The 20,910-nt window shown below is 70.3% G+C and carries 22 protein-coding genes; 8 read left to right on the top strand and 14 right to left on the bottom strand.

Annotation, left to right across the window (positions count from 1 at the left end; genetic code table 11):
- Window positions 1-22: 22 nt before the first annotated feature.
- Window positions 23-769: a hypothetical protein gene (locus AAT21_RS26335; protein WP_046779383.1), complete on the bottom strand. Its 747-nt coding sequence runs from the start codon at window positions 767-769 to the stop codon at window positions 23-25.
- Window positions 753-1,937, bottom strand: a complete 1,185-nt coding sequence (locus AAT21_RS26330) for a hypothetical protein (RefSeq protein WP_046779382.1) — start codon at window positions 1,935-1,937, stop codon at window positions 753-755. Before AAT21_RS26330 ends, AAT21_RS26335 begins: the two co-directional genes overlap by 17 nt.
- A gap of 251 nt (window positions 1,938-2,188) precedes the next feature.
- Between AAT21_RS26330 and AAT21_RS34720 the strand changes: the two genes are divergently transcribed.
- On the top strand, window positions 2,189-3,703 hold the full coding sequence (locus tag AAT21_RS34720; protein ID WP_052757993.1) for a hypothetical protein: 1,515 nt from the start codon (window positions 2,189-2,191) through the stop codon (window positions 3,701-3,703).
- Window positions 3,697-4,323, top strand: coding sequence for a hypothetical protein (locus tag AAT21_RS26320; protein WP_157879791.1), 627 nt, complete (start codon window positions 3,697-3,699; stop codon window positions 4,321-4,323). Before AAT21_RS34720 ends, AAT21_RS26320 begins: the two co-directional genes overlap by 7 nt.
- A gap of 35 nt (window positions 4,324-4,358) precedes the next feature.
- On the opposite strand, the gene AAT21_RS26315 is transcribed toward AAT21_RS26320, so the two are convergent.
- Window positions 4,359-4,604: a DUF397 domain-containing protein gene (locus AAT21_RS26315; protein WP_046779380.1), complete on the bottom strand. Its 246-nt coding sequence runs from the start codon at window positions 4,602-4,604 to the stop codon at window positions 4,359-4,361.
- A complete protein-coding gene (locus AAT21_RS26310) occupies window positions 4,601-5,425 on the bottom strand; it encodes a helix-turn-helix domain-containing protein (RefSeq protein ID WP_046779379.1) in 825 nt (274 codons plus the stop codon). Before AAT21_RS26310 ends, AAT21_RS26315 begins: the two co-directional genes overlap by 4 nt.
- Before the next feature lie 113 nt (window positions 5,426-5,538).
- Between AAT21_RS26310 and AAT21_RS26305 the strand changes: the two genes are divergently transcribed.
- Both AAT21_RS26305 and AAT21_RS26300 read left to right on the top strand, forming a co-directional pair.
- On the top strand, window positions 5,539-5,937 hold the full coding sequence (locus AAT21_RS26305; RefSeq protein WP_046779378.1) for an ATP-binding protein: 399 nt from the start codon (window positions 5,539-5,541) through the stop codon (window positions 5,935-5,937).
- A gap of 235 nt (window positions 5,938-6,172) precedes the next feature.
- Window positions 6,173-6,367 carry a hypothetical protein gene (locus AAT21_RS26300; RefSeq protein ID WP_046779377.1) on the top strand — a complete coding sequence of 65 codons (195 nt, stop codon included), beginning with the start codon at window positions 6,173-6,175 and terminating at the stop codon, window positions 6,365-6,367.
- 139 nt (window positions 6,368-6,506) lie between these two features.
- On the opposite strand, the gene AAT21_RS26295 is transcribed toward AAT21_RS26300, so the two are convergent.
- Window positions 6,507-7,304 (bottom strand): VOC family protein, encoded by a 798-nt coding sequence (locus AAT21_RS26295; protein WP_046779376.1) that lies wholly within the window; start codon window positions 7,302-7,304, stop codon window positions 6,507-6,509.
- Window positions 7,305-7,480: 176 nt separating this feature from the next.
- Here AAT21_RS26295 and AAT21_RS26290 point away from each other — a divergent pair, with 176 nt between their 5' ends.
- Together AAT21_RS26290 and AAT21_RS26285 are read left to right on the top strand one after the other, a co-directional pair.
- Entirely contained in the window at window positions 7,481-7,729 is a 249-nt protein-coding gene (locus tag AAT21_RS26290; protein ID WP_046779375.1) for a type II toxin-antitoxin system VapB family antitoxin, read from the top strand.
- Entirely contained in the window at window positions 7,726-8,130 is a 405-nt protein-coding gene (locus AAT21_RS26285; protein ID WP_046779374.1) for a PIN domain nuclease, read from the top strand. Before AAT21_RS26290 ends, AAT21_RS26285 begins: the two co-directional genes overlap by 4 nt.
- Before the next feature lie 61 nt (window positions 8,131-8,191).
- Here the strand turns inward: AAT21_RS26285 and argS are convergent, their stop codons facing one another.
- A complete protein-coding gene (gene argS, locus AAT21_RS26280) occupies window positions 8,192-9,961 on the bottom strand; it encodes an arginine--tRNA ligase (RefSeq protein WP_046779373.1) in 1,770 nt (589 codons plus the stop codon).
- A gap of 179 nt (window positions 9,962-10,140) precedes the next feature.
- Between argS and lysS the strand changes: the two genes are divergently transcribed.
- Entirely contained in the window at window positions 10,141-11,880 is a 1,740-nt protein-coding gene (gene lysS / locus AAT21_RS26275; protein ID WP_046779372.1) for a lysine--tRNA ligase, read from the top strand.
- A 99-nt stretch (window positions 11,881-11,979) separates the two neighbouring features.
- On the opposite strand, the gene AAT21_RS26270 is transcribed toward lysS, so the two are convergent.
- From AAT21_RS26270 to AAT21_RS26260, 3 genes are all read right to left on the bottom strand, one after another.
- Window positions 11,980-13,356, bottom strand: a complete 1,377-nt coding sequence (locus AAT21_RS26270) for a DUF2637 domain-containing protein (protein WP_046779371.1) — start codon at window positions 13,354-13,356, stop codon at window positions 11,980-11,982.
- 162 nt (window positions 13,357-13,518) lie between these two features.
- Window positions 13,519-14,280, bottom strand: coding sequence for a DUF3558 domain-containing protein (locus AAT21_RS26265; RefSeq protein WP_046779370.1), 762 nt, complete (start codon window positions 14,278-14,280; stop codon window positions 13,519-13,521).
- 113 nt (window positions 14,281-14,393) lie between these two features.
- On the bottom strand, window positions 14,394-15,320 hold the full coding sequence (locus AAT21_RS26260; protein ID WP_046779468.1) for a hypothetical protein: 927 nt from the start codon (window positions 15,318-15,320) through the stop codon (window positions 14,394-14,396).
- A 190-nt stretch (window positions 15,321-15,510) separates the two neighbouring features.
- Here AAT21_RS26260 and AAT21_RS26255 point away from each other — a divergent pair, with 190 nt between their 5' ends.
- Complete coding sequence (locus AAT21_RS26255) at window positions 15,511-16,704, top strand: RtcB family protein (RefSeq protein WP_046779369.1); 1,194 nt, start codon at window positions 15,511-15,513, stop codon at window positions 16,702-16,704.
- A 111-nt stretch (window positions 16,705-16,815) separates the two neighbouring features.
- Here the strand turns inward: AAT21_RS26255 and AAT21_RS26250 are convergent, their stop codons facing one another.
- The 5 genes from AAT21_RS26250 to AAT21_RS26225 all read right to left on the bottom strand — a co-directional run bounded on the left by AAT21_RS26250 (window position 16,816) and on the right by AAT21_RS26225 (window position 20,791).
- Window positions 16,816-17,400, bottom strand: coding sequence for a Uma2 family endonuclease (locus AAT21_RS26250; protein WP_046779368.1), 585 nt, complete (start codon window positions 17,398-17,400; stop codon window positions 16,816-16,818).
- 197 nt (window positions 17,401-17,597) lie between these two features.
- Window positions 17,598-18,362 carry an SDR family NAD(P)-dependent oxidoreductase gene (locus tag AAT21_RS26245; RefSeq protein ID WP_046779367.1) on the bottom strand — a complete coding sequence of 255 codons (765 nt, stop codon included), beginning with the start codon at window positions 18,360-18,362 and terminating at the stop codon, window positions 17,598-17,600.
- 62 nt (window positions 18,363-18,424) lie between these two features.
- Window positions 18,425-18,760 carry a YnfA family protein gene (locus AAT21_RS26240; RefSeq protein ID WP_046779366.1) on the bottom strand — a complete coding sequence of 112 codons (336 nt, stop codon included), beginning with the start codon at window positions 18,758-18,760 and terminating at the stop codon, window positions 18,425-18,427.
- 843 nt (window positions 18,761-19,603) lie between these two features.
- Window positions 19,604-20,332, bottom strand: coding sequence for a Mut7-C RNAse domain-containing protein (locus AAT21_RS26230; RefSeq protein ID WP_046779364.1), 729 nt, complete (start codon window positions 20,330-20,332; stop codon window positions 19,604-19,606).
- 42 nt (window positions 20,333-20,374) lie between these two features.
- Entirely contained in the window at window positions 20,375-20,791 is a 417-nt protein-coding gene (locus AAT21_RS26225; protein ID WP_046779363.1) for a winged helix-turn-helix transcriptional regulator, read from the bottom strand.
- Window positions 20,792-20,910: the final 119 nt, after the last annotated feature.

The following is a 20,910-nucleotide window of genomic DNA, read 5'->3' as shown; positions in this document are numbered from 1 at the left end:
GCGGTGAGGGGAGAGACCGCCCTCAGGCGGGCGGCAGCAGGTCGCTTTCGCTGACGGTGTAGGTCAGCGGGGGGTAGCGGAAGTCCGTTTCCTGGTTCTCGCGGCGCCGTAGACGGTAGAACTCGCGGCTCTGTTCGTCGTCGGCCGAGGTCAGACGGGCGCCTTGCGGGAGGTAGGCGTGTCCGTCGCGAAACCGAAGGAAGGTCTTCGACGTCCGGAAGGTCACGCCCAGCCACTGGTTCTCGGCGGCCGGGGCGTCCAGCACGATTCTGTGCCTGAGCCGCCGATTCGAGTCCACGGAGAACATGACCACGCTGTGGTGGGCGAGGGGGAACTCGAACGCGGCGTCGGACTCCTTCGACTCGAAGACCAGCTTCCTCGGGGGGCCCGCTTCGGGGTGCTGGTAGCAGGAGAAGACGGCGATGAAGGAATCGTCGGCCAGGTCCAGGGCCTGGTCGCAATGGCTGCCCATGGTGCGGTAGGCGTTCGTGTAGCTCTCGACGAGAGCGTTGTTGAAGCCGACCGGGAGGGCAGCGTGTTCCTGGATCTGTCGCGCCAGCCGTTCGTGCACCGCGCGGAAGCGCTGGGTCGGGTTGACGTATCGCGTGGTGGTGCGTACGAGGGGCGTACCGTGCTCGTCGATCCGGGTGAGCGTGGCGCCCCGGCGGCCTTTTCCTACGTCTTCCCAGTGGACCGACGCGGACAGCTCCGCGAAGAGGTTCTGCTCGATCGGCAGAACGTACGACGAGATCCTAGGCTCGGGGGGCAACGTAGTCTCCCGAGTTCATGCTGAAGAGGAACCGGTCGCCGTAGTCGATGAAGGACGAGGTCCTGTTCTCCTCGGCGTACAGCCTGCGCAGTTCGTCCATGCCTTCCTGTGTGGGCGGCCCCAGCTCCACCAGATCACCGGCCGTTCTGAGGAAGGTCTGTCCGTTCCGGTGGACGGCTTCGGCGCTGGAACAGCGCACCACGTATCCCAGCCGGGTCGGGAGCGCCTCGGCGTTCAGCGTCGAGGGTCGGATCTCGTGCGTGTACAGGCGGTTGGTGGACAGCGGCATGAAGAAGACAGAGCCCGGATAGAGGGTCAGAGAGAACTGCGGGGGCAGCCCGTCCGCCTCCTCCTTGAGGCGGAAGTGGAGTCGGGTCAGCCCGCTCGCGCGCTTCAGGCCGTGGTCGAAGGGGTCGTCCGCCATCGGTTGCAGTCTGTCGAGCCCGTCGTAGAACGTGCAGAAGGCCATGATGCCGTTGCCGGGCATGTCCTTCGTCTTGTCGGCATGGGCCGATATCTTCGCCTTGGACTGCTTGCGCTCCGCCGTGGCCAGCGTGTTGTGGTAGATCTGCGCGAGAACGTGGTTGAGCGGTGCATGGCCCCGGAAGACGGAGGCCGCCTCGCGGTTCAGCGCATCGACGATCTCCGTGTCCGTGGCCCGAAACCCCTCGGTCGGCCCCGAGAGATTCGTCGAGCACCGGAGCAGCCGGAAATGCAGTGCGTCACCGTCCTGCGTGACGGGCGTCAGATAGATACCGCTCCGATGGGCCGTCCCGGGCTTCGTGGACTCCGTCAGTGACTGGAAGGCGTGCTCCGCCCGGATCCGTCCGAAGTGATCCGCGTCGAGGTCGAAGAACCGGCGGTAGTACACGCCGGCGCCGTGCACCCGCACGGGAACTCGCCCGGCCCCGACAACGGTCCACGGCCCGTCCCCCCGGGACAGCTCACGGACGACGAATACCCGCGCCGCCGACTCCAGGTGGCGGCCGTCGATCCCGGACACGTCGCCGCACAGGTAGACGGTCCTGCCCGCGAGGTCGGCCGGGGCCAGCTCCTCAGGCGTGATCGTGGCCCCGAAGAAGTCCCTGATCAGGTCGTGGTCTCGCAGCATCGAAGGCGCAACCAGTATGTTGCCCGCCTCGTCGATGCAGGCTTCGGTCCGGTACATCGAACGGCACCTGTCATTCGCAGAAATGGGTCGCTACTCGAAGCATCGTCCCGAGGGTGGTGCCGGATCAAGCGTTGACCGGCCTCTAACGCCCGATCAGACCGGCTGAGGCGTTGTCAGAGCCCCATGCCAGGATCGTCCCAGGCCGGTGACGCAGGTGCCGTGGCAGGTACGGTCCACGGCCGCCTCCGGGGCTGCCCGGTCTCCGACCCACGCCACGCACGCGGGCGGCGCGTCAAGAAGGGATGCGGATGAACATGGACGTGGACGACGTCGCGGAGGCGTGGCGCCCGACCACACCTCTGTCACGGCTGCGGGAGTTGGCAGCGCGGGGGCCCGGGCCGGCCCGGATCGTGGCCTCCCGCATAGGCCTGCCGGCCGGGCTGGCGCAGGAGGTGGCCGTACGGGCACTGGCAGGCGGCCCGGACTGGTTCGGGGTCCTGTGCGCGCTCGCCGCCCAGCCGGCCACCCCGGCCGAGCGGCTGGCCGAGCTGGCCGCTCACCCGGAGGAGTCGGTGCGCCGGGTGGTCGCGGTGCACCGCGCGACCCCGAAGGCGGCGATCAGAACACTGGCCCGGGACGGATCGACGGCGGTGCGCCGGGCGCTGGCCGGCCGCGAGAAGCTCCCCCGCAAGGTGGCCGGGTCGCTGGTCACCGATGCTTCGGGGGAGGTCCGGCTGGCTCTGGTCCGGCGGGTCGACGCCCGTCCGGAGCATCTGCGGGCCCTGGCCGCCGACCCGGACGCCCGAGTCCGCCGCGTGGTCGCCGCACTCGGCCACGCCGGCGATGCGGACCTCACCGACCCTGACCCCGGGGTGCGCCGCACCGCCGTGCACAAGCGCTCGGCCCCGGAACTGATCGCGCTGCTGGACGCCCTGGCGCAGGACCCGGACACCCGCGTTCGGGAGCTGGTCGCCCAGCAGTACCGCAACCACACCCCGGCCGTACTCGCCCGCCTCGCGTCCGACGCCGAGCCCTGCGTCCGGGCCGCCGCGGCCGCCAACCCCTTCACCCCCGTTCGGCAGCTCACCGAACTGGCCGCCGACCCGGACCTGACCGTGCTCGCCGCCGTCAGCGAGAACATGACGGCCCCGCCCGAGACACTCGCCCGACTGGTCGACACGGTTTCACGCCTGTCCGATGACGGTGAACGCACGGCCTTCGACCGGGAGGAGGACGTCCAGCGCCTGGCGTATGCGGCACTGGAACACCCCGCCACCCCTCCCGAGTCGCTGCGCGCACTGCACGCAGCGAACCTGTGGCCGTACTTCCACCCCGGGAACGCCATGGACCAGCCGAACTGGCCGCCGGACCTGCTGATCGAATTCGGCCTGACGTACAGCGCGAGCACGGTGTCGGGCAAAGCGGAACAGGCGAGCTTCGCGGCGATCGACGAGGCCCGGCACACCGAACCGCCGGAGGACGTGCTCGCCGCCATGGTCCACAGCCCGGTCTACTACCTGCGCCGCGCGGTCGCCAACCGGCACACCCCGCCGCAGGCCCTGGCCGCTTTCGTCCGCGATGGCGCGCACGCCGACGACACCAGCCAACTCGACGACATCGCCAAGAACCCGGCGACCCCGGTCGAGATCCTGCTGGCCTGGGCCGAGGCCGGCGAGTACCACTACGAGATGCTCAAGAACCCTTCTCTGCCCGAGCCCGTGCTCGCCGCCATCGCGGCGAGCACGGACACCTCGTACGCAGGGCAGGCCCGGTGCATGCTGGAGGTCCGGGCGCTCCGGGCCGGAACGGAGACCCCTTGCTGACCATGTCCTCGTGGCGGGCCCGGTTCGACCGGCTCGCCGACACCTCCGCGGTGGTCGAGCGGCTGGGCTCCCAGACGAACATGGCCGACTACCTCCAGGACACCGGCATCGCATGGCAGTACCACCCGGGCGACCTGGTGGTCCCGGAGGACCTCGCTCTCGACATCGCGCTGGTCGTCGACGGCGACCTGATCGTGCACGGCTTCCTGGACGACTACGTCCGGGACATCGGCATGCTGGTGGTGCTCGGCGACCTGGTGGTGCGCGACCTGGTCTCCTGGGGCTCGGTGTACGTGGGCGGCGACCTGCGGGCGGAGGGCATCGTCTACGGCTACTACAACGACTTCACCTTCGAGGTGGCGGGTCAGGTACACGCCCGGGCACTGGTGCTGTACGACAAGTCCGCCTCCTACAGCACGGGCGAGCTGGGGGTGGAGGTGGAGTCCTACCACCCGCCCAAGGAGCAACTGCGCGCCGCCCGCGACATCTTCGTACCGCAGGTGTACGACGGTGGCGCGAAGCGGGCCAGGAAGGGCCTGCCACCGAAGCTGAGCCGCCCCAGCTACCAGCGGGTCTGCCGCCGGCTGCGGGACGGCAAGCCGCTGTTCCGCGGTGCGTAGGCGCCTGCCGACCGGCTCCCGCCCCCTTGCGCGGGCTATCGAGCGAGCCAGCCCGTCAGTGCCGCCCAGCTCGCCGGGGCGAGGTCCAGGACCGGGCCGTCCTGGACCTTCGAGTCCCTGACGTGCACCGTGTCCGGGCCGGTGGCCACCTCGACGCACTGGCCGCCGTCGCTGCCGCTGTACGAGGACTTGCGCCAGCCCACGGCGACCTCCAGGCAGGCGCCGCCTTCGCTGCCGCTGTAGCTGGACTTGAACCACTTCAGTGCGGTCGTGGCACTCATGTCTCTCCTGCCAGACGGTCCAACAGGCCCCATGTCTGCTCGGTGTTGAGGGCCTGAGTCCGCAGCATCGCATACCTGCGCGCCAGGATGCTGACCTCATCGGGGTGGGAGATGAGCTGGCTGCCGCGTTGGGTCTCGGTGTAGCCGAGGTGCCGGTGGTCGTGGGTTTCGACAATGGTGAACGGGCCGTCGAGAGCCGCGTGGGACGTCCGGCCCAGTGGCAGCACCTGGAGGCTCACGTCCGGCAGGGCGGCGCAGGCGCGGAGGTGGCGGAGCTGCTCCGCGTACACCTCGTCCCCGCCGAGCCGGTCGCGGAGTACGGCCTCCCAGACCACGAAGCTCAGGGTCGGCGGAGTGTCACGGTGCAGGATCTGCCGGCGGGCGAGGCGGCGGGTGGTGAGGGCCTCGATCTCCGCCTCCGGGTGGGCGGGGACGCGGCAGCTGAATACGGCCCTAGCGTAGTTCTCCGTCTGGAGGAGGCCCGGTACCACCTGGTTGTCGAACCAGGAGAGCGCGATCGCGCGGTGTTCGAGATCCATGTACTCCTCCGCCCACGGCGGGGTCGCGTCGATCGCCGGCATGCCGTTGGCCGCCAGCGCCAACAACCCCGGCAACCCCAGGTGCAGATCCATCAGCTCCGCGACGTTCGGCATCAGGGCGCGCCGCCCCTGCTCGATCGACGCGATCGTCTCCGCGTCCAGGCGGACCAGTTCGCCCAGTTGTCGCTGGGTCAGGTTCTTGGCGACGCGGCCGGCGGCCACCTGCGAGCCGACCATCTTCATGGTCGTCGCGTTCGGCCGTACTCGTTTCCTCGGTGGCATGACTGCGAACTCCCCGCCTGGACACGTGGGCTACCCCGTGCGGACCCGTACTCATCAAGGAGTACGGGTCGGCGCTCGGCCACACGCTAGTCACGCAGCGCGACGATCGTCCCGTGAATCCAACTATTCAGGCAGCGCTCGTGCGCGAGCGTCTCTACCTGCGCTCGCCCCGAACCGTCGCAGCTGCGCGCCAGTTCACACGTGACACCCTGCAGGCGTGGTGCGTGGAGGAACGCCGCGACGACCTGTTGCTCTGTGTGAGCGAACTGGCGACCAACGCGCTGAGGTACGGCGTCCCGCCCGGCCGCGGTTACCTGCTGCGGCTCTTCGGCTTCGAGGACGCGACCGTCAGGGCCGAGGTGCACGACAGCGGGCCCGGGCTGTCGCGGATCGCCGGACGGCCGCACGGTCGGGGGCTCACCCTCGTCGAGGCGCTCGCAGACGACTGGGGGGTGGTGGGCCGGGCGCCCGGGAAAATCGTCTGGTGCGAGTTCCGGATCGGATGCCGATGACGATTTCCCTGAATAGGCTTTCATGGAATTCGTATGCGGAAATGAATTCCAGGCCCAAGAGATTCGTTTCTCCGTAAATGATAGCCCAAGTGACCCTGGAAATGCCGACACGGCAATGCGGCGCGACCGAATTCCGAGTATTCGGTGCGAGTATTCCCTTGCTTGGATCGCGAACCCCGTGGTGGGTCGACCGTGCACGGGTTCGCGCCATCTTCACTCCAGAAAGAAGGCTGCCATGGCTATCCCCCTTCCCGACGACGTGACGGCGTTCCAGGACAACTGGCGTTTCTGCAACCACTGTTACACCCTGTGGTGGAACGGCCGCCCCGACAACGGCGCCTGCCCCTCGGGCAGCTCCCCGGACGGCCAGCACCACGGCCAGCAGAGCTGGAACTTCTACCTCCCGGCCAATCCCGGCGAGTCCATCTGATCCGATCGCGTGAGCGCACAATGATGCGCGGACTGTGATGGAGCGAATACCCCCGACTGCCGAAATCAGTCGGGGGTATTCGCGCTTGAGGCGACCGGTGACCGGTGGTCGGTCGGCGGTCGGCGGTCGGGTCGGCCGATCAGGCGGGCTGTTCCGGGGCCGTGGCCTTGATCACCGAGAAGACGCCGCCCTGCGGGTCGGCGAGGACGGCCATGCGGCCCGCCACCATGTCGAAGGCCGGGTTCATGACACTGCCTCCGGCACGCACCGCGGCGGCCTGGATCTCGTCGACGTCGTCGACGTGGAAGTACGGCATCCAGTGCGGCGGCACGCCGTCCGGCAGCTGGGCGAGGTCCATCATTCCGCCGACGGCGCGGTCGCCGACCTTGAACTCGGTGTACTCGCCGGCGCCGGGCATCTGGGACTTCGCCGTGGTGACGGGGAGGATCGAGGTGTAGAAGGCGGCCGCGGCGGGGACGTCCCCGGTGCTCAGCTCGTTCCAGATCAGGGCGCCGTGCTCGTTGACGATGCCCGCGCCGTCGAAGGTGCCAGCCTGCCACAGGCCGACGGCGGCGCCGGTCGGGTCGGTGATCACGGCCATCCGGCCGAGGTCCATGACGTCCGTCGCGCCCAGCATGACCGAACCGCCCGCGTCGGTGACCGACTTGAGGGTGGAGTCGATGGAGTCGGTGGCCAGGTACGTGGTCCACGCGGTCGGCGGCATCGGGTCGGGCACGGTCCCGTCCGGGTTCATCGCCTTCATGATGCCGGCGACGGGCTTGCCCTTGAGGAGGCAGACGGAGTAGCCGCCCTGCTCGGCCGGACCGACCTCGCCCTGCCAGCCGAAGAGGTCGCAGTAGAAGTCGAGGGCCGCCTGCTGGTCGGGGACCATCAGGTCGATCCAGCACGGGGTGCCGGGCTTGTAGGGGCCGTTCATGTCGGGCACGGATGCCTCCGCTGGTGGATGGGGGAAGGACGCGCCGTCCCCTACCCGGCCCGTAGGGCCCGAATCGCCCCATTCGGGTGACCGTCGAACCCTTGGGGTGGCTCACCAGCCGCTGATATCTTGTTCTCGGATCGTATATACGGCGGCGTTGCGACCTGGAGGCGGCCATGTCCAGAACGGTGATCGACCTGGACGACGACGCGCTCGCCGAAGCCGCGCAGCTCCTGGGCACCACGACGAAGAAGGACACCGTCAACGCGGCGCTGCGGGAGATCGCGGACCGCAGGCGACGGGCGGCGGCCATCGAGCGGATGCGGCAGATGGTCGACGAGGGCGAGATCGACTTCAGGACGATCGGGCACGGCGACGGCGACGCCGACGGTCCGGCCGACGGCAAGGGGCAGTCGGCCGCGTGAGCGAAAGCTTCCTCATCGACACGAGCGCGCTCGTGCGGTTCTACCGGCGGCAGGCCGGATCCGAGTGGGACCAACTGGTCGAGTCGGGCCGCGTGGGGCTGTGCGAGCCGGTACGGCAGGAGTTCCTGCGAGCGGTCGGCGGCCGGCCCGCCTACTACGAGGCCGACGGCCTCCTGCGGGCGGTGTTCCCCTACTGGACCGCACGCGATGCGGTGTGGACCGGGACGGAAGCCCTCCAGCGGGAGTTGGCGGACGCCGGTGCGCACCAGTGCGCGAGCCCCGTGGACCTGCTCGTGGCCGTCATCGCGCAGCAGCACGGGCTGACGGTCCTCCACCAGGACGCCGACTTCGAGACGATTGCCAAGGTCACGGGGCAGCCGGTACGGCGCATCCTCGGCTGACGGGAACGCGACGGCCCCCGGCGTATCCGCCGGGGGCCGTCGCGTGGATCAGGGGATGAGGTCAGAGCTTCTCGGGGGTGCGGATGCCCAGGAGGGACATGCCCTTCGAGAGGGTGCGGGCCGTCAGCTCGCACAGGAACAGGCGGTTCTCGACCTGCTCCGGCGTGTCCGCCTTGAGGACCGGGCACTCCGAGTAGAACGACGTGTACAGCGACGCCAGCTGGTAGAGGTACGCCGCCAGCTTGTGCGGGGCGTGCTCCGAGGCCGCCTCCGCGATCAGCTCGCCGAAGCCGTCCAGGTGCAGGCCCAGCGCACGCTCGGTCGGAGCGAGCGCCACCTCCGGGTGGGCGGCCGGCTTGGCGTCGCCCGCCTTGCGCAGGATCGACTGGATACGGGCGTACGCGTACTGGAGGTACACGGACGTGTCGCCGTTCAGCGAGACCATCTGGTCCAGGTCGAACTTGTAGTCCCGGGCGGCGGACGTCGAGAGGTCGGCGTACTTCACCGCGCCGATGCCGACCTGGGCACCCCGCTCGGCGATCTCGGCCTCCGTCAGGTCCTGGGCCTTCTCGCGGACCACCGCCGAGGCGCGTTCGATCGCCTCGTCCAGCAGGTCCACCAGCCGGACCGTCTCGCCCTCACGGGTCTTGAACGGCTTGCCGTCCTTGCCGAGGACGGTGCCGAAAGCCAGCTGTACGGCCTTGACGTCGTCGTTCAGCCAGCCCGCCCGGCGCGCCGTCTCGAAGACCATCTTGAAGTGCAGCGACTGCCGCGCGTCGACCACGTAGATCAGCTCGGTGGCGCCGAGGTTGGTCACGCGGTCACGGATCGCCGACAGGTCGGTGGCCGCGTAGCCGAAGCCGCCGTCCGACTTCTGCACGATCAGCGGGGTCGGGTTGCCGTCCGGGCCCTTGACGTCCTCGAAGAACACGCACAGCGCGCCGTTGGAGCGGACCGCGACGCCCGACTCCTCCAGCAGCTTGCACGTCTCGACCAGCATGTCGTTGTAGCCGGACTCGCCGACGACGTCCGGGTCCTGGATGTCCATGTCCAGCTTGTGGAAGACGGAGTAGAAGTAGATCTTCGACTCGTCCACGAACCGCTGCCACAGGGCCAGCGTCTCCGGCTCGCCCGCCTGCAGGTCCACCACCCGCGCCCGGGCCCGCGTCTTGAACTCCTCGTCGGAGTCGAAGAGGGCGCGCGAGGCCTTGTAGAGGCGGTTCAGGTTGGACATGGCCTCCTCGCCGGAAGCCTGCTCGTCGCCGTCGCCGGACCTGTGGTCCAGCTCGTGCGGGTGCTCCAGCAGGTACTGGATGAGCATGCCGAACTGGGTGCCCCAGTCGCCGATGTGGTGACGCCGGACCACCTTCTCGCCCGTGAACTCCAGGATCTCCACCATCGCCGCGCCGATCACGGCGGACCGCAGGTGCCCGACGTGCATCTCCTTGGCGACGTTCGGCTGCGCGTAGTCGATCACCGTCGTGCCGGCGGACGCGTTCAGCGGCACGCCGAGCCGGTCGTCCGCGGCACGCGCCGCCAGCGTCGAGATGATCGCCGCGTCCGCGACGGTGATGTTCAGGAAGCCGGGGCCCGAGACCTCGATCTCCTTGATCAGGTCACCGGTCGGGATGCCCTCGACCACGGTCGTGGCCAGCTCGCGCGGGTTGGCCTTGGCCTTCTTCGCGAGCGCCAGGATGCCGTTGGCCTGGAAGTCGGCCCGGTCGCTTCGTCGCAGCAGCGGGTCGGCGCCACCGGCCTCCGGCAGCGCGGAGGCGAGGGCGTCGGCGACGCGCTGGTTGACGGACGAAGCGAGCGAAGGGACCGAGGCCATGAGCTGCCGTTCCTGTGAGTCTGGTACCGGGGTCGGACTTGGGTCTTCCGACAAGTGCCGAGTATCCCACGCGGCCGCCATCCGTTTCTCGGGATATCACTGGGTGGAAGCAACCCCGGAGTGGCCCGTTCCGTCTGGGAGAATGGCCGTAGCCAGCATTCGAGATAGAAGGACGTGTCGTGGCTCAGAGCGCGCAGAGCAGCACCGAGACCGACTGGGTCTCCCGTTTCGCGGACGAGGTCATCGCCGAGGCGGAGCGCCGAGCCCCGGGCAAAGCAGTCGTCGTCGCGTCCGGACTCTCCCCCTCCGGCCCGGTCCACCTGGGCAACCTCCGCGAGGTCATGACCCCGCACCTGGTCGCCGACGAGATCCGCCGCCGTGGCCACGAGGTCCGCCACCTCATCTCCTGGGACGACTACGACCGCTTCCGCAAGGTCCCCAAGGGCATCCCCGGCGTCACCGAGGAGTCGCACGCCCAGCACATCGGGCGCCCGCTGACCGCCGTCCCCGCCCCCGAGGGCTCCGCGTACCCGAACTGGGCCGAGCACTTCAAGGCCGCCATGGCCGAGTCCCTGGCCGAGCTCGGCGTCGAGTACGACCCGATCAGCCAGACCGAGCAGTACACCACCGGTGTCTACCGCGAGCAGATCCTGCACGCGATGAAGCACCGCGGCGACATCGACGCCGTCCTCGCCCAGTACCGCACCAAGGTCAAGCCCGGCGGCAAGAAGCCCCAGCAGAAGCAGGTCGACGAGGCCGAGCTGGAGGCCGCCGAGGGCTCCGGCGCCGCAGCCGAGGACGACGGCAGCGCCGGCGAGGGCGGCTACTTCCCGTACAAGCCGTACTGCGGCCAGTGCGGCAAGGACTTCACCAAGGTCACCTCGTACGACGACGAGACGACCGAGATGACCTACGTCTGCACCGAGGACGAGTTCACCGAGACGGTCAAGCTCAGCGAGTTCAACCGCGGCAAGCTCGTCTGGAAGGTCGACTGGCCGATGCGCTGGGCCTTCGAGGGCGTGATCTTCGAGCCCTCCGGCGTCGACCACTCCTCGCCCGGCTCCTCCTTCCAGGTCGGCGGCCAGATCGTCCACATCTTCGGCGGCGAGCAGCCCATCGGCCCGATGTACGCCTTCGTCGGCATCAGCGGCATGGCCAAGATGTCCTCCAGCAAGGGCGGGGTCTTCACCCCCGGCGACGCCCTGCAGATCATGGAGCCGCAGCTCCTGCGCTGGCTCTACGCCCGCCGCCGGCCCAACCAGTCCTTCAAGATCGCCTTCGACCAGGAGATCCAGCGCCTGTACGACGAGTGGGACAAGCTGGAGGGCAAGGTCGCGGACGGCAGCGTGCTGCCCGCCGACGCCGCCGCCCACGCCCGCGCCGTACGCGTCGCCTCCCACGAGCTGCCGCGCACCCCGCGCCCGATGCCCTACCGCACCCTCGCGTCGGTCGTCGACATCACCGCCGGGCACGACGAGCAGACCCTGCGCATCCTCTCCGACCTGGAGCCGGACAAGCCGCTCACCTCCCTCGACGAGGTACGGCCGCGCCTGGACCGCGCCGAGAACTGGATCACCACCCAGGTCCCGGCCGACCAGCGCACCCTCGTACGCGAGGACGCCGACACCGAGCTGCTCTCCTCCCTGGACGACGAGGGCCGCGAATCGCTGCGCCTGCTCCTGGACGGCCTCGACTCGCACTGGTCGCTCGACGGGCTCACCACGCTCGTCTACGGCGTCCCGAAGGTCATGGCAGGACTGGAGCCCGACGCCAAGCCCACCCCCGAACTCAAGGTCGCGCAGCGCACCTTCTTCGCCCTGCTCTACCGGCTCCTCGTGACCCGGGAGACCGGGCCGCGCCTGCCCACGCTGCTGCTGGCGGTGGGTGCGGACCGCGTGCGCAAGCTGCTCGCCGTCTGAGACCCCGCCACGGGCCGCGCCCGGGCACGCCGTATGCGGAAGGCCCGCACCCGAGCTCGGGTGCGGGCCTTCCGCATGGAGACACCTGTCTGCCTGCCGCTACGCCGGCTCGGCCTCCCGGTCCTTGTGGTGCTGCTGCCGGAACGACGCGATCATCCGCCGCAGGAGCGAACCACTGCGCGGGTGCGTCACGCCATAACGGTCCGCCAGCACTATGTCGAGGGCCTCGGCGGTCGGATAGTCCTGCGTCTCCTCGGCCAGCGCACAGAACACCTTGTACGCGATCTGCGCGAACTCGACCTCGTCCGGGGACTCCGCCTCCGGCACCTGCTCCGGGAGGTACCCGTCCGGAGCCGCCTCGTGACGCGGCTCCGGAACCGGGAGCTGCTGCGCCTGCTGGTCGTCCGGGCCCATCGGCGGCAGGACCGGAGTCGGCTCCAGCCCCTCGACGTACTGCGGGTTGTAGCCGCCCTCGTACGCCGCCTGCGGGGCCTTCGGTGCGGCGAACCAGGCGCTGTTGTGCGCCGCGGGCATCGCCGTCGGGTCCACCGCGAACGGCGGCGCGGCGTGGGGGGTGGCCGCCGCGGGCGCCACCTGCTGGACCTGGGCCGAGAGCTGCTGCGGCTGGGCCTGGTGTGTCTGCTGGGGCTGTTGGGGCTGCTGGGCCGGAGCGTCCCACTCCGGGGCGCCCGCCACCGGGCCCGCCACCGCGCCCGCCGCCGAGGCCTCCAGGGCCGGAGCCGCACCCGCGCCCGCGAGCTGCTGCTCCAGCGGCGGCAGCACCGCCGGGTCGATCCCGGTCGCCGCCAGCGCGTCCGGCGCCGTCTGCGACAGCGGGACACCGATCCGGGCCAGCTTCAGCGGCATCAGCGCCTCCACCGGCGCCTTCTGCCGCCAGAAACGCCCGTACCGGGCCTGCAGCCGCGCCTGGTAGATCAGCCGGTCCTGCTCCATGCCGATCGCCTGCTCGTAGGAGCGCAGCTCCCACAGCTTCATCCGGCGCCACAGCTTGAACGTGGGAAGCGGCGACAGCAGCCACCGGGTGATGCGCACGCCCTCCATGTGCCGGTCCGCCGTGATGTCCGCGATCCGGCCCACCGCGTGCCGGGCGGCCTCCACCGTCACCACGAACAGGATCGGGATCACGGCGTGCATGCCCACACCGAGCGGATCCGGCCACGACGCCGCGCCGTTGAACGCGATCGTCGCCGCCGTCAGCAGCCACGCCGTCTGGCGCAGCAGGGGGAAGGGGATCCGCATCCAGGTCAGCAGCAGGTCCAGCGCCAGAAGGACGCAGATACCGGCGTCGATGCCTATCGGGAACACCAGGGAGAAGCTGCCGAAGCCCTTCTTCTCCGCCAGCTCGCGCACCGCGGCGTACGAGCCCGCGAAGCCGATGCCCGCGATGACGACGGCTCCGGCGACCACGACACCGATGAGTATTCGGTGCGTACGAGTCAGCTGCATCGCGGCCACCCGCGATCCCCTCCCCTTGTCGAGCACAAACCGAGCGCTGAGCGACGAGTGCCGAGCGCGCTGCGCGCCGAGCGCTTACCGAGCCTTTACAGTGCTGCGGCAGGCACAGCGTACGGGTGACTGGAACTCAGCGCTCCAGGAGGCCCCGACCTGGTGCCGCTCCTACTGGGGCTGGGGGGCCTGCGGCTGCTCCGCGGGCTTGTTGGCACCCGCCACCGAGCCCACGGCCTCCTTCGCCGCGGCGAGCGCGTCCTGCAGCAGCTTCCCGTGGTCCGGGGCGCCGGCGCCCTCGTAGGCGGCACCGTTGTAGTCGAGCGTGATCACGACGTTCTGGGTGCGCGCCACGATCGTCGTGTTGAAGAAGTCGACGTCCTTCTTCACCGAGTAGGCGACCGAGGTGCCCTGGTCGCCCAGGCCCTCGGCGGGCTCGGCCTTCACGTTCTGCGCGCCCTCGGTGGCCTTCGCGCCCTCGACCTGCTTGCCGTACTGCTCCTCGGCCCGCTTGTTCGCGCCGCCGAGCGAGGCGTGCGAGTCGGTGCGGAAGAAGGAGAGGGAGAGCCAGCGGTACTGCGAGCCCTTCAGGCCGTCCTCGTCCAGGCCGTTCCAGGAGCAGCTGGCGCGGCTGGCCAGGTCGTTCGACTTGGTCGCCGTTCCGTTCTTGTCCTTCGCCTCCGGGACGAGGTTGTCTATCGTGCCGCCCTGGATCGCCTTGCAGGGGTCCGGGAGGGTGGCGAAGGCCGCCTTCTCCAGCTCCGGCTTGGGCTTCTTCTCGCCGGGCTTCGCGGAAGCGGACGAACCGGACTTCTTGTCGTCCTTGGCGGCCGACTCCTTGCCCGAGTCGGAGGAACACCCGGCCACGGTGAGGATCACCGGGACGGCTGCGCAGGCGAGAACGCGGGTGAGGCGCGAGGCTGATCGGTGCATGGTTCCTTCAGTGCTTCGGGGGTCTTCTTCGGACGCGGGACCCGGGCAACGGTAGCCCGATCGGGTGGTCGACTGCTGTGCGCGCCGTCACGCCCGGGCGTGGCGCGCACGGCTCACTCGTTGAGCCGTTCGGCGAGAGCCTGCGCCAACTGCCTTGCTTTTTCCTGGGTTTCGCCGCTCGGCGGGACCGCGCCGGGCAGGGTCGGCTGCACGCTGTACTCGACCTTGACGATGACATTCGAGGTACGGAACACAATCCGCACGGTGCGGGACTGCGCGGCCGTCGCCCCGGCCGGGCTCAGCTTGTCGTCCAGGAACGCCTCGGTGCCGAGTCCTTCGAGGACGCGGGAGCCGAGTTCGGGCTGGGGGGACGGGCTCGCGCCGGGGGCGGGCGTCCCGGAGGCCGCCGATGCTCCGGGCGCGGGCGCACCGGCCGCGGGCGCACCGGCCGACGGCGCGCCGCTCGCGGGCGGTGCGGCGGGCGGGGGTGCGGAGGCGACGGGGTTGCCGGGGGCGGGGGTCGCGGGGTTGGCCGGGTTGGCGGCGCCCGGGCTGGGCGGCGTGGCCGGGCCGGGGAAGGGGAGGTGTGCGTCGGTGAGCAGGCGTACGTAGACCTGCTTCGCCTTGTCGTCGTCGCTGGCGCCGCGGTCGTAGGAGACGACGCGCTCGAAGCCGACCGACAGCAGCCGGGTCTCCTCCGGGGTCTGCGCGGTCCAGCGGCAGCCGACGTGCCGGTCGCCGTCGTACGAGCTGTCGGCGACGCCCGCGTACAACTGGTCGCGCTGTTCGGCGGTGAGGCTGTCCGGCGCGGGCAGCATGGCCTTCAGCTTCTTGCTGTCGGCGGCCGCCCTGCAGGGTGCGGGCAGGCTGCGGTACTTGCCCGGCTGGGCGGGCGCGGCGGAGCTGCCGCCGGCCTTCGAGTCGCTGGTGCTGCCCCCGGTGCTCCCGCCGGTGCACCCGGTCAGGCCGGCCGAACCGGCCACGAGCGCGGTGAGCATCGCGATGCCGGGCAGGACTCGCCGTACCGCTTTGCGCTGCACGTCCACTGGCTCCCTTCGACCCGCGGACCCCCGCCGGTCAGGAAAATGCGTTGCCGCGACTTGAGTGCGGCTGGACACAATGTCTATCGCACACGCTGGTGCTGGCGCCGGTCCCCTGTCGTATTTGGGATCAAGAGCGAGGCTTTTGCGCATTCTCACCTTTCTGTTGGTTTCGGGGGATTGATTCCTTATGTCGTTCGTAGAGGTACCGGGGGCCCAGGTCCCGATCAGGATGTGGACCGACCCGGCGTCGGTCGAGGCCGGCGCGATGCAGCAGCTCCACAACGTCGCCACCCTTCCGTGGATCAAGGGCCTGGCCGTCATGCCGGACGTCCACTACGGCAAGGGGGCCACGGTCGGCTCGGTGATCGCCATGAAGGACGCGGTCTGCCCGGCGGCGGTGGGTGTGGACATCGGCTGCGGCATGTCCGCGGTGAAGACCTCCCTGACGGCGAACGACCTCCCGGGCGACCTCTCCAGGCTCCGCTCGAAGATCGAGCAGGCGATCCCGGTGGGGATGGGCCTTCACAAGGAGGCGGTGGACCCGTCGCGGCTGTACGGCTTCTCGGTGGAGGGGTACGAGGACCTGTGGAAGCGGTTCGACCACCTCACCGATGCGGTCAAATTCCGTCAGGAACGTGCTACGAAGCAGATCGGAACGCTCGGAAGCGGCAACCACTTCATCGAGTTCTGTCTCGATGAGTCAGGTTCGGTCTGGTTGATGCTGCACTCCGGTTCCCGGAACATCGGCAACGAGCTCGCGGCGCACCACATCGGCGTGGCCCGGGGCCTTGCGCACAACCAGAACCTGGTCGACCGGGACCTGGCGGTCTTCCTCGCGGCGACGCCCGAGATGGAGGCGTACCGCAATGACCTCTTCTGGGCGCAGGAGTACGCGAAGTTCAACCGTGCGGCGATGATGAGCCTGTTCAAGGAGGTCGTCCGCAAGGAGTTCCGCAAGGCGAAGGTCTCCTTCGACCGCGAGATCAGCTGCCACCACAACTACGTGGCGGAGGAGCGGTACGACGGCATGGACCTGCTGGTCACCCGTAAGGGCGCGATCCGCGCCGGGAGCGGTGACTACGGGATCATCCCCGGCTCGATGGGCACGGGCTCGTACATCGTGAAGGGGCTCGGAAACGAGAAGTCCTTCAACTCGGCCTCGCACGGCGCGGGCCGGAAGATGAGCCGGACGGCGGCGAAGAAGAAGTTCTCGGCGCGCGACCTGGCGGAGCAGACGAAGGGTGTCGAGTGCCGTAAGGACGCGGGCGTCGTGGACGAGATCCCGGGTGCCTACAAGTCGATCGAGCAGGTCATCGACCAGCAGACCGACCTCGTCCAGGTCGTGGCGAAGCTCAAGCAGGTCATCTGCGTCAAGGGCTGAGGCCTGAGGGCTGATGTCTGAGGCCCGGGCGCGGCCGGCGCGGCTCTCGGGCTTTCGGGGGAGTGGAGGGGCCCGGACCGGTGCAGACCGGTCCGGGCCCCTCCGCGTGCTTCAGTCCTCGTCGCCGTCGAGGAGGAGATCCACCGAGAGTTCCACGGAGACCCCGAGGGACTCGGGGAGCGGGACGGATGTGCCCCGCTTGAAGGCCTTGCGGAGGCGGTAGGCGCCGTTGCGGGGGTCCGTGTGGAGGACGACCTCGTCGTGGTGGCGGTCGGCGATGACGTAGACGGGAACGCCGGCCCTGGCGTAGCTCTCGACCTTGATGCCGATGTCGTCCGACCAGTTCGAGGAGGTGACCTCGACGATCAGGCGGAAGGCTTCGGGGGAGTAGCAGTTGTAGGCCGCCCGGGTGCGCTTGTAATCCGCCTCGACCAGGGCGAAGTCGGGGATGGCGAAGTCGTCCGGCCCGGTCGGCAGTGCGATGCCGATGGTCTGGAGGTACTTCAGTCCGGCCTTTCTGGCCCCGGCTGCCGCGAACTCCTCGATGAGCCACGTGAGCGTCTCCGAGTGCGCTCCGTCGGCGGGTGGTGTCACGGTGAGCCTCCCCTGGAGGATTTCCACTCGGTGTCCGGGAAGCTCCTTGGAGAGTCGATCGGCGGCTTCGGCGATCGTGGTCTCGTGCTGCATCACGGCCATAGCTTCCTCCCTCTGGGGGCTCACGCTTTCGGATCGTAGCCGCGCCCGCCGGCATACCGCGCGCATTCACCCGTATGGGCCTCGGCGGAGCCCGGATCGCAACTCCCTTCCGGTGTAAGAGGGTTGACCGGGCGGGGGCCGCCGGGCTGGGGCTCCGGCGGGCCTGATGGCGCATCTGAAGGGGTGCCGGAGAGGGCCTAGAGGTCGCGGTGGACCTTGGTGTTCGAGGCCTGGGCGCGGGGGCGGACCACCAGGAGGTCGATGTTGACGTGGCTGGGGCGGGTGACGGCCCAGGTGATGGTGTCGGCCACGTCGTCGGCGGTCAGGGGCTCGGCGACGCCCGCGTAGACCTTGGCCGCCTTCTCCGCGTCGCCGCGGAAGCGGGTCTTCGCGAACTCCTCCGTCCGGACCATGCCGGGGGCGATCTCGATGACGCGTACGGGCTGGCCGACGATCTCCAGGCGGAGGGTCTCGGCGAGGACGCGGGCGCCGTTCTTGGCGGCGACGTAGCCGGCGCCGCCCTCGTACGTGGCGTGGCCGGCGGTGGAGGAGAGGACCACGACCGTGCCGTCGCCGGAAGCGGTGAGGGCGGGGAGCAGGGCCTGGGTGACGTTGAGCGTGCCGATGACGTTGACCTCGTACATGGTGCGCCAGTCGGCCGGGTCGCCGGTGGCGACGGGCTCGGCGCCGATGGCGCCGCCGGCGTTGTTGACGAGGACGTCGCAGCGGTCGAGGGAGGCGGCGAGGGCGTGGACGGCGGCGCGGTCGGTGACGTCGAGGGCGTGGGCGGTCGCGGAGTGGCCGGCCTCGGTGAGTTCCGCGGCCAGGGCTTCGATGCGGTCCTTGCGGCGGGCGGTGAGGACGACGTGGTAGCCGGCCGAGGCGAGCTGCCGGGCGGTGGCCGCGCCGATGCCGCTGCTCGCACCGGTGACTACGGCGGTTCGGGTGGCGGCCGTGCTCATGTGCGGGCTCCTCGGTCGTTCGTACGGGCGATTACCCGCCAGCATAGGCGCGGCGGGGCGGCTCAGCGGTTGCGCGGGGCGTACATGATCACGGCCATTCCGGCGAGGCAGACGAGGGCGCCGACGATGTCCCAGCGGTCGGGGCGGTAGCCGTCGGCGACGGCGCCCCAGGCGAGGGAGCCCGCGACGAAGACCCCGCCGTAGGCGGCGAGGACCCGGGCGAAGTCGCCCTGGGGCTGGAGGGTGGCGACGAAGCCGTAGAGGCCGAGGGCGATCACGCCGGCGCCGATCCAGGCCCAGCCCTTGTGTTCGCGGACGCCCTGCCAGACGAGCCAGGCGCCGCCGATCTCCAGGAGGGCGGCGAGGGAGAAGAGGGCGGCGGAGCGGGCGATCAGCATGGCTCAAAGGTACGCAGGGCAGATGGGGGTGGGCGCGCCCTCGTTCGTGTGATGGTCCGACTTATCGGGGCCGGTCGGGGCTAGCCTCCGCGCGAGACGCGAGACGCGAGACGCGAGACGCGAGACGCGAGGAGGAGGNTCGGGGCGGGTGTGCCCGGGCCGGCGCAGGCGTGGGGTTCGGGGTGGGCCGGGCCGGAGGCGGACGTCTCGTACCACGGCCGGGTGGCCCTGTCGGGGTCGCAGCTGAGGGTGTGGCTGGTCCCGGAGAACGACGGTCCGGCCGCGCTGCCGAACGCGACGCTGCGGGTGCGGCTGTCGGCGGACCTGGCGGACCGGCAGCAGCTGGCGGAGGGCTGTGCGCGGGCCGGTCTGCGGGAGGTCGTGTGCGAGACGGGGCCGATGCCGCTGCGCGGGCGGGGCCGGCACGTGGGGCTGGCGCTGGAGCTGCGGGAGCGGGTGCCGGAGGTGGTGGTGCGGGTGGACACATGGTGGAACGGCGGTGCGACGGACCGGAACCACGCGAACGACGACCACGTGGTGCTAGCCCTGGACACCGGCGACGCCTACTCCTTCTAGTGCTGTGACCCGGTGAACCTTTCCGGTTACAGCACTAGCCGCCGGGTCCTGGTCTGACCGCGGTCGGGGCCGCGGCTGAACCGGGGCGGGGCCCGGGCCGCGGTCGAGGCTGCGGTAGGGCCCGGGCCGGGCTGGACTGGGCGGTGTCGCTTCCGTCGGCTCCGGTTCCGGGCCCCCGGCCGCACACCCGTAGCCCGGCCTCGGCCACATGCCCGGCCCGCGGCCGTGCAGCCGTGGCCCGGCGGCTGCCCGCCCGCGCGGGGGGCGTCAGGCCGGGCCGAACTCGATCAGGGCTTCGTCGACGATGCGTTCCAGCCGGGCGTGGTGGGCGCCGCGCCAGTAGACGCGTTCGCAGGCGGCGCATTGGGCGAAGACGTCGTAGGAGCGGTGCGTGCCGTGTTCCAGGCGGTCGCCGACGCTCTCCTTGTCGGCTTCGTGGAGGGGACCGTTGCAGGCGGTGCAGCGGGTCCAGGGGGCGAGGGCGGGGGCGAAGCGGCCCAGTACGTCGCGCAGTTGCTCGTCGGGGTTGTCGCTGTAGACGTACGCGCCGGCGAAGATCTCGCGGCGGCGGAGCAGGCCGCGGTCGCGGGAGAGCAGGACGCGCTGTTCGGCGGCGGAGCGGGTGGCCAGGGCGGGGTCGCCGATGTCCTCGTTCTCGTAGGCGGCGTCGACGCCGAGCAGGCGCAGGCGGCGGGCGAGAGTGCCGAGGTGGACGTCGAGGAGGAAGCGGAGCGGGGCGCCGTGGACGTGCTGGGGGCGCTCGACGCCGAGGACCTCGACGCTCTGGCCGTCCCGGGGCACGTAGGAGACGGGGACCTCGTGGCCGTCGACGAGGAGGCGGCCGACCTCGGTGAGCGGGACTCCGGCGGATTCGACGACGTGGCCGAGGCTGGAGGCGCCGTCGGTCGCGGTCGGTACGCGGTCCGCGCGCCGGCTGGGCGGGGCGAAGAGGCGCAGTTCGGGGGCGAGGGTGAGCTGAATACCGGGTCCGTTCACCCTGTCAGCATGCCATTGCGGGGTGGCCGGTCGCCCCTGATTTCAGGAGGCCGCGGCGGCCCGGTCGTAGGTGTCCCGGTGGGCGCTGACCTCGTCGAAGTGGTTCTCGGCCCAGTCCTTCACGGAGGAGAGGAGACAGCCGAGGCTGCTGCCGAGGTCGGTGAGCCGGTAGTCGACGCGGACGGGGACGGTGGGGGTGACGTGGCGGGTGACGAGGCCGTCGCGTTCGAGGGAGCGCAGGGTCTGGGTGAGCATCTTCTGGCTGACGCCGGGGATCCTGCGGCCGAGGTCGCTGTAGCGCATGGAGCGGTCGTCGGCCTCGCCGAGGGCGCTGACGACGAGGCCGACCCACTTGTCGCTGATGCGGGCGAGGAGCTGGCCGGTCGGGCACTCCTTGAGGAAGGCGTCGTAGGCGGCCCGGGCTTCCTCGCGGCGGGCGGCGGCGGTGCTGGTGGCCATGGGGCACCCACTTCCGGGTCGGGTACGCACCTTCGAGTACGTACTTACGAAAGGAGAGTACCTCTCCCTAGGTTAGTGGTCATCGGAACGAGCGAAGACAACGGAACGGAACGGGGAGA

The sequence above is a fragment of the Streptomyces yangpuensis genome, from assembly GCF_001005295.1.
GTDB lineage: Bacteria > Actinomycetota > Actinomycetes > Streptomycetales > Streptomycetaceae > Streptomyces > Streptomyces yangpuensis.
Note: the sequence above shows the minus strand (reverse complement) of the source record. Positions and strands in the feature narration are given on the sequence as shown.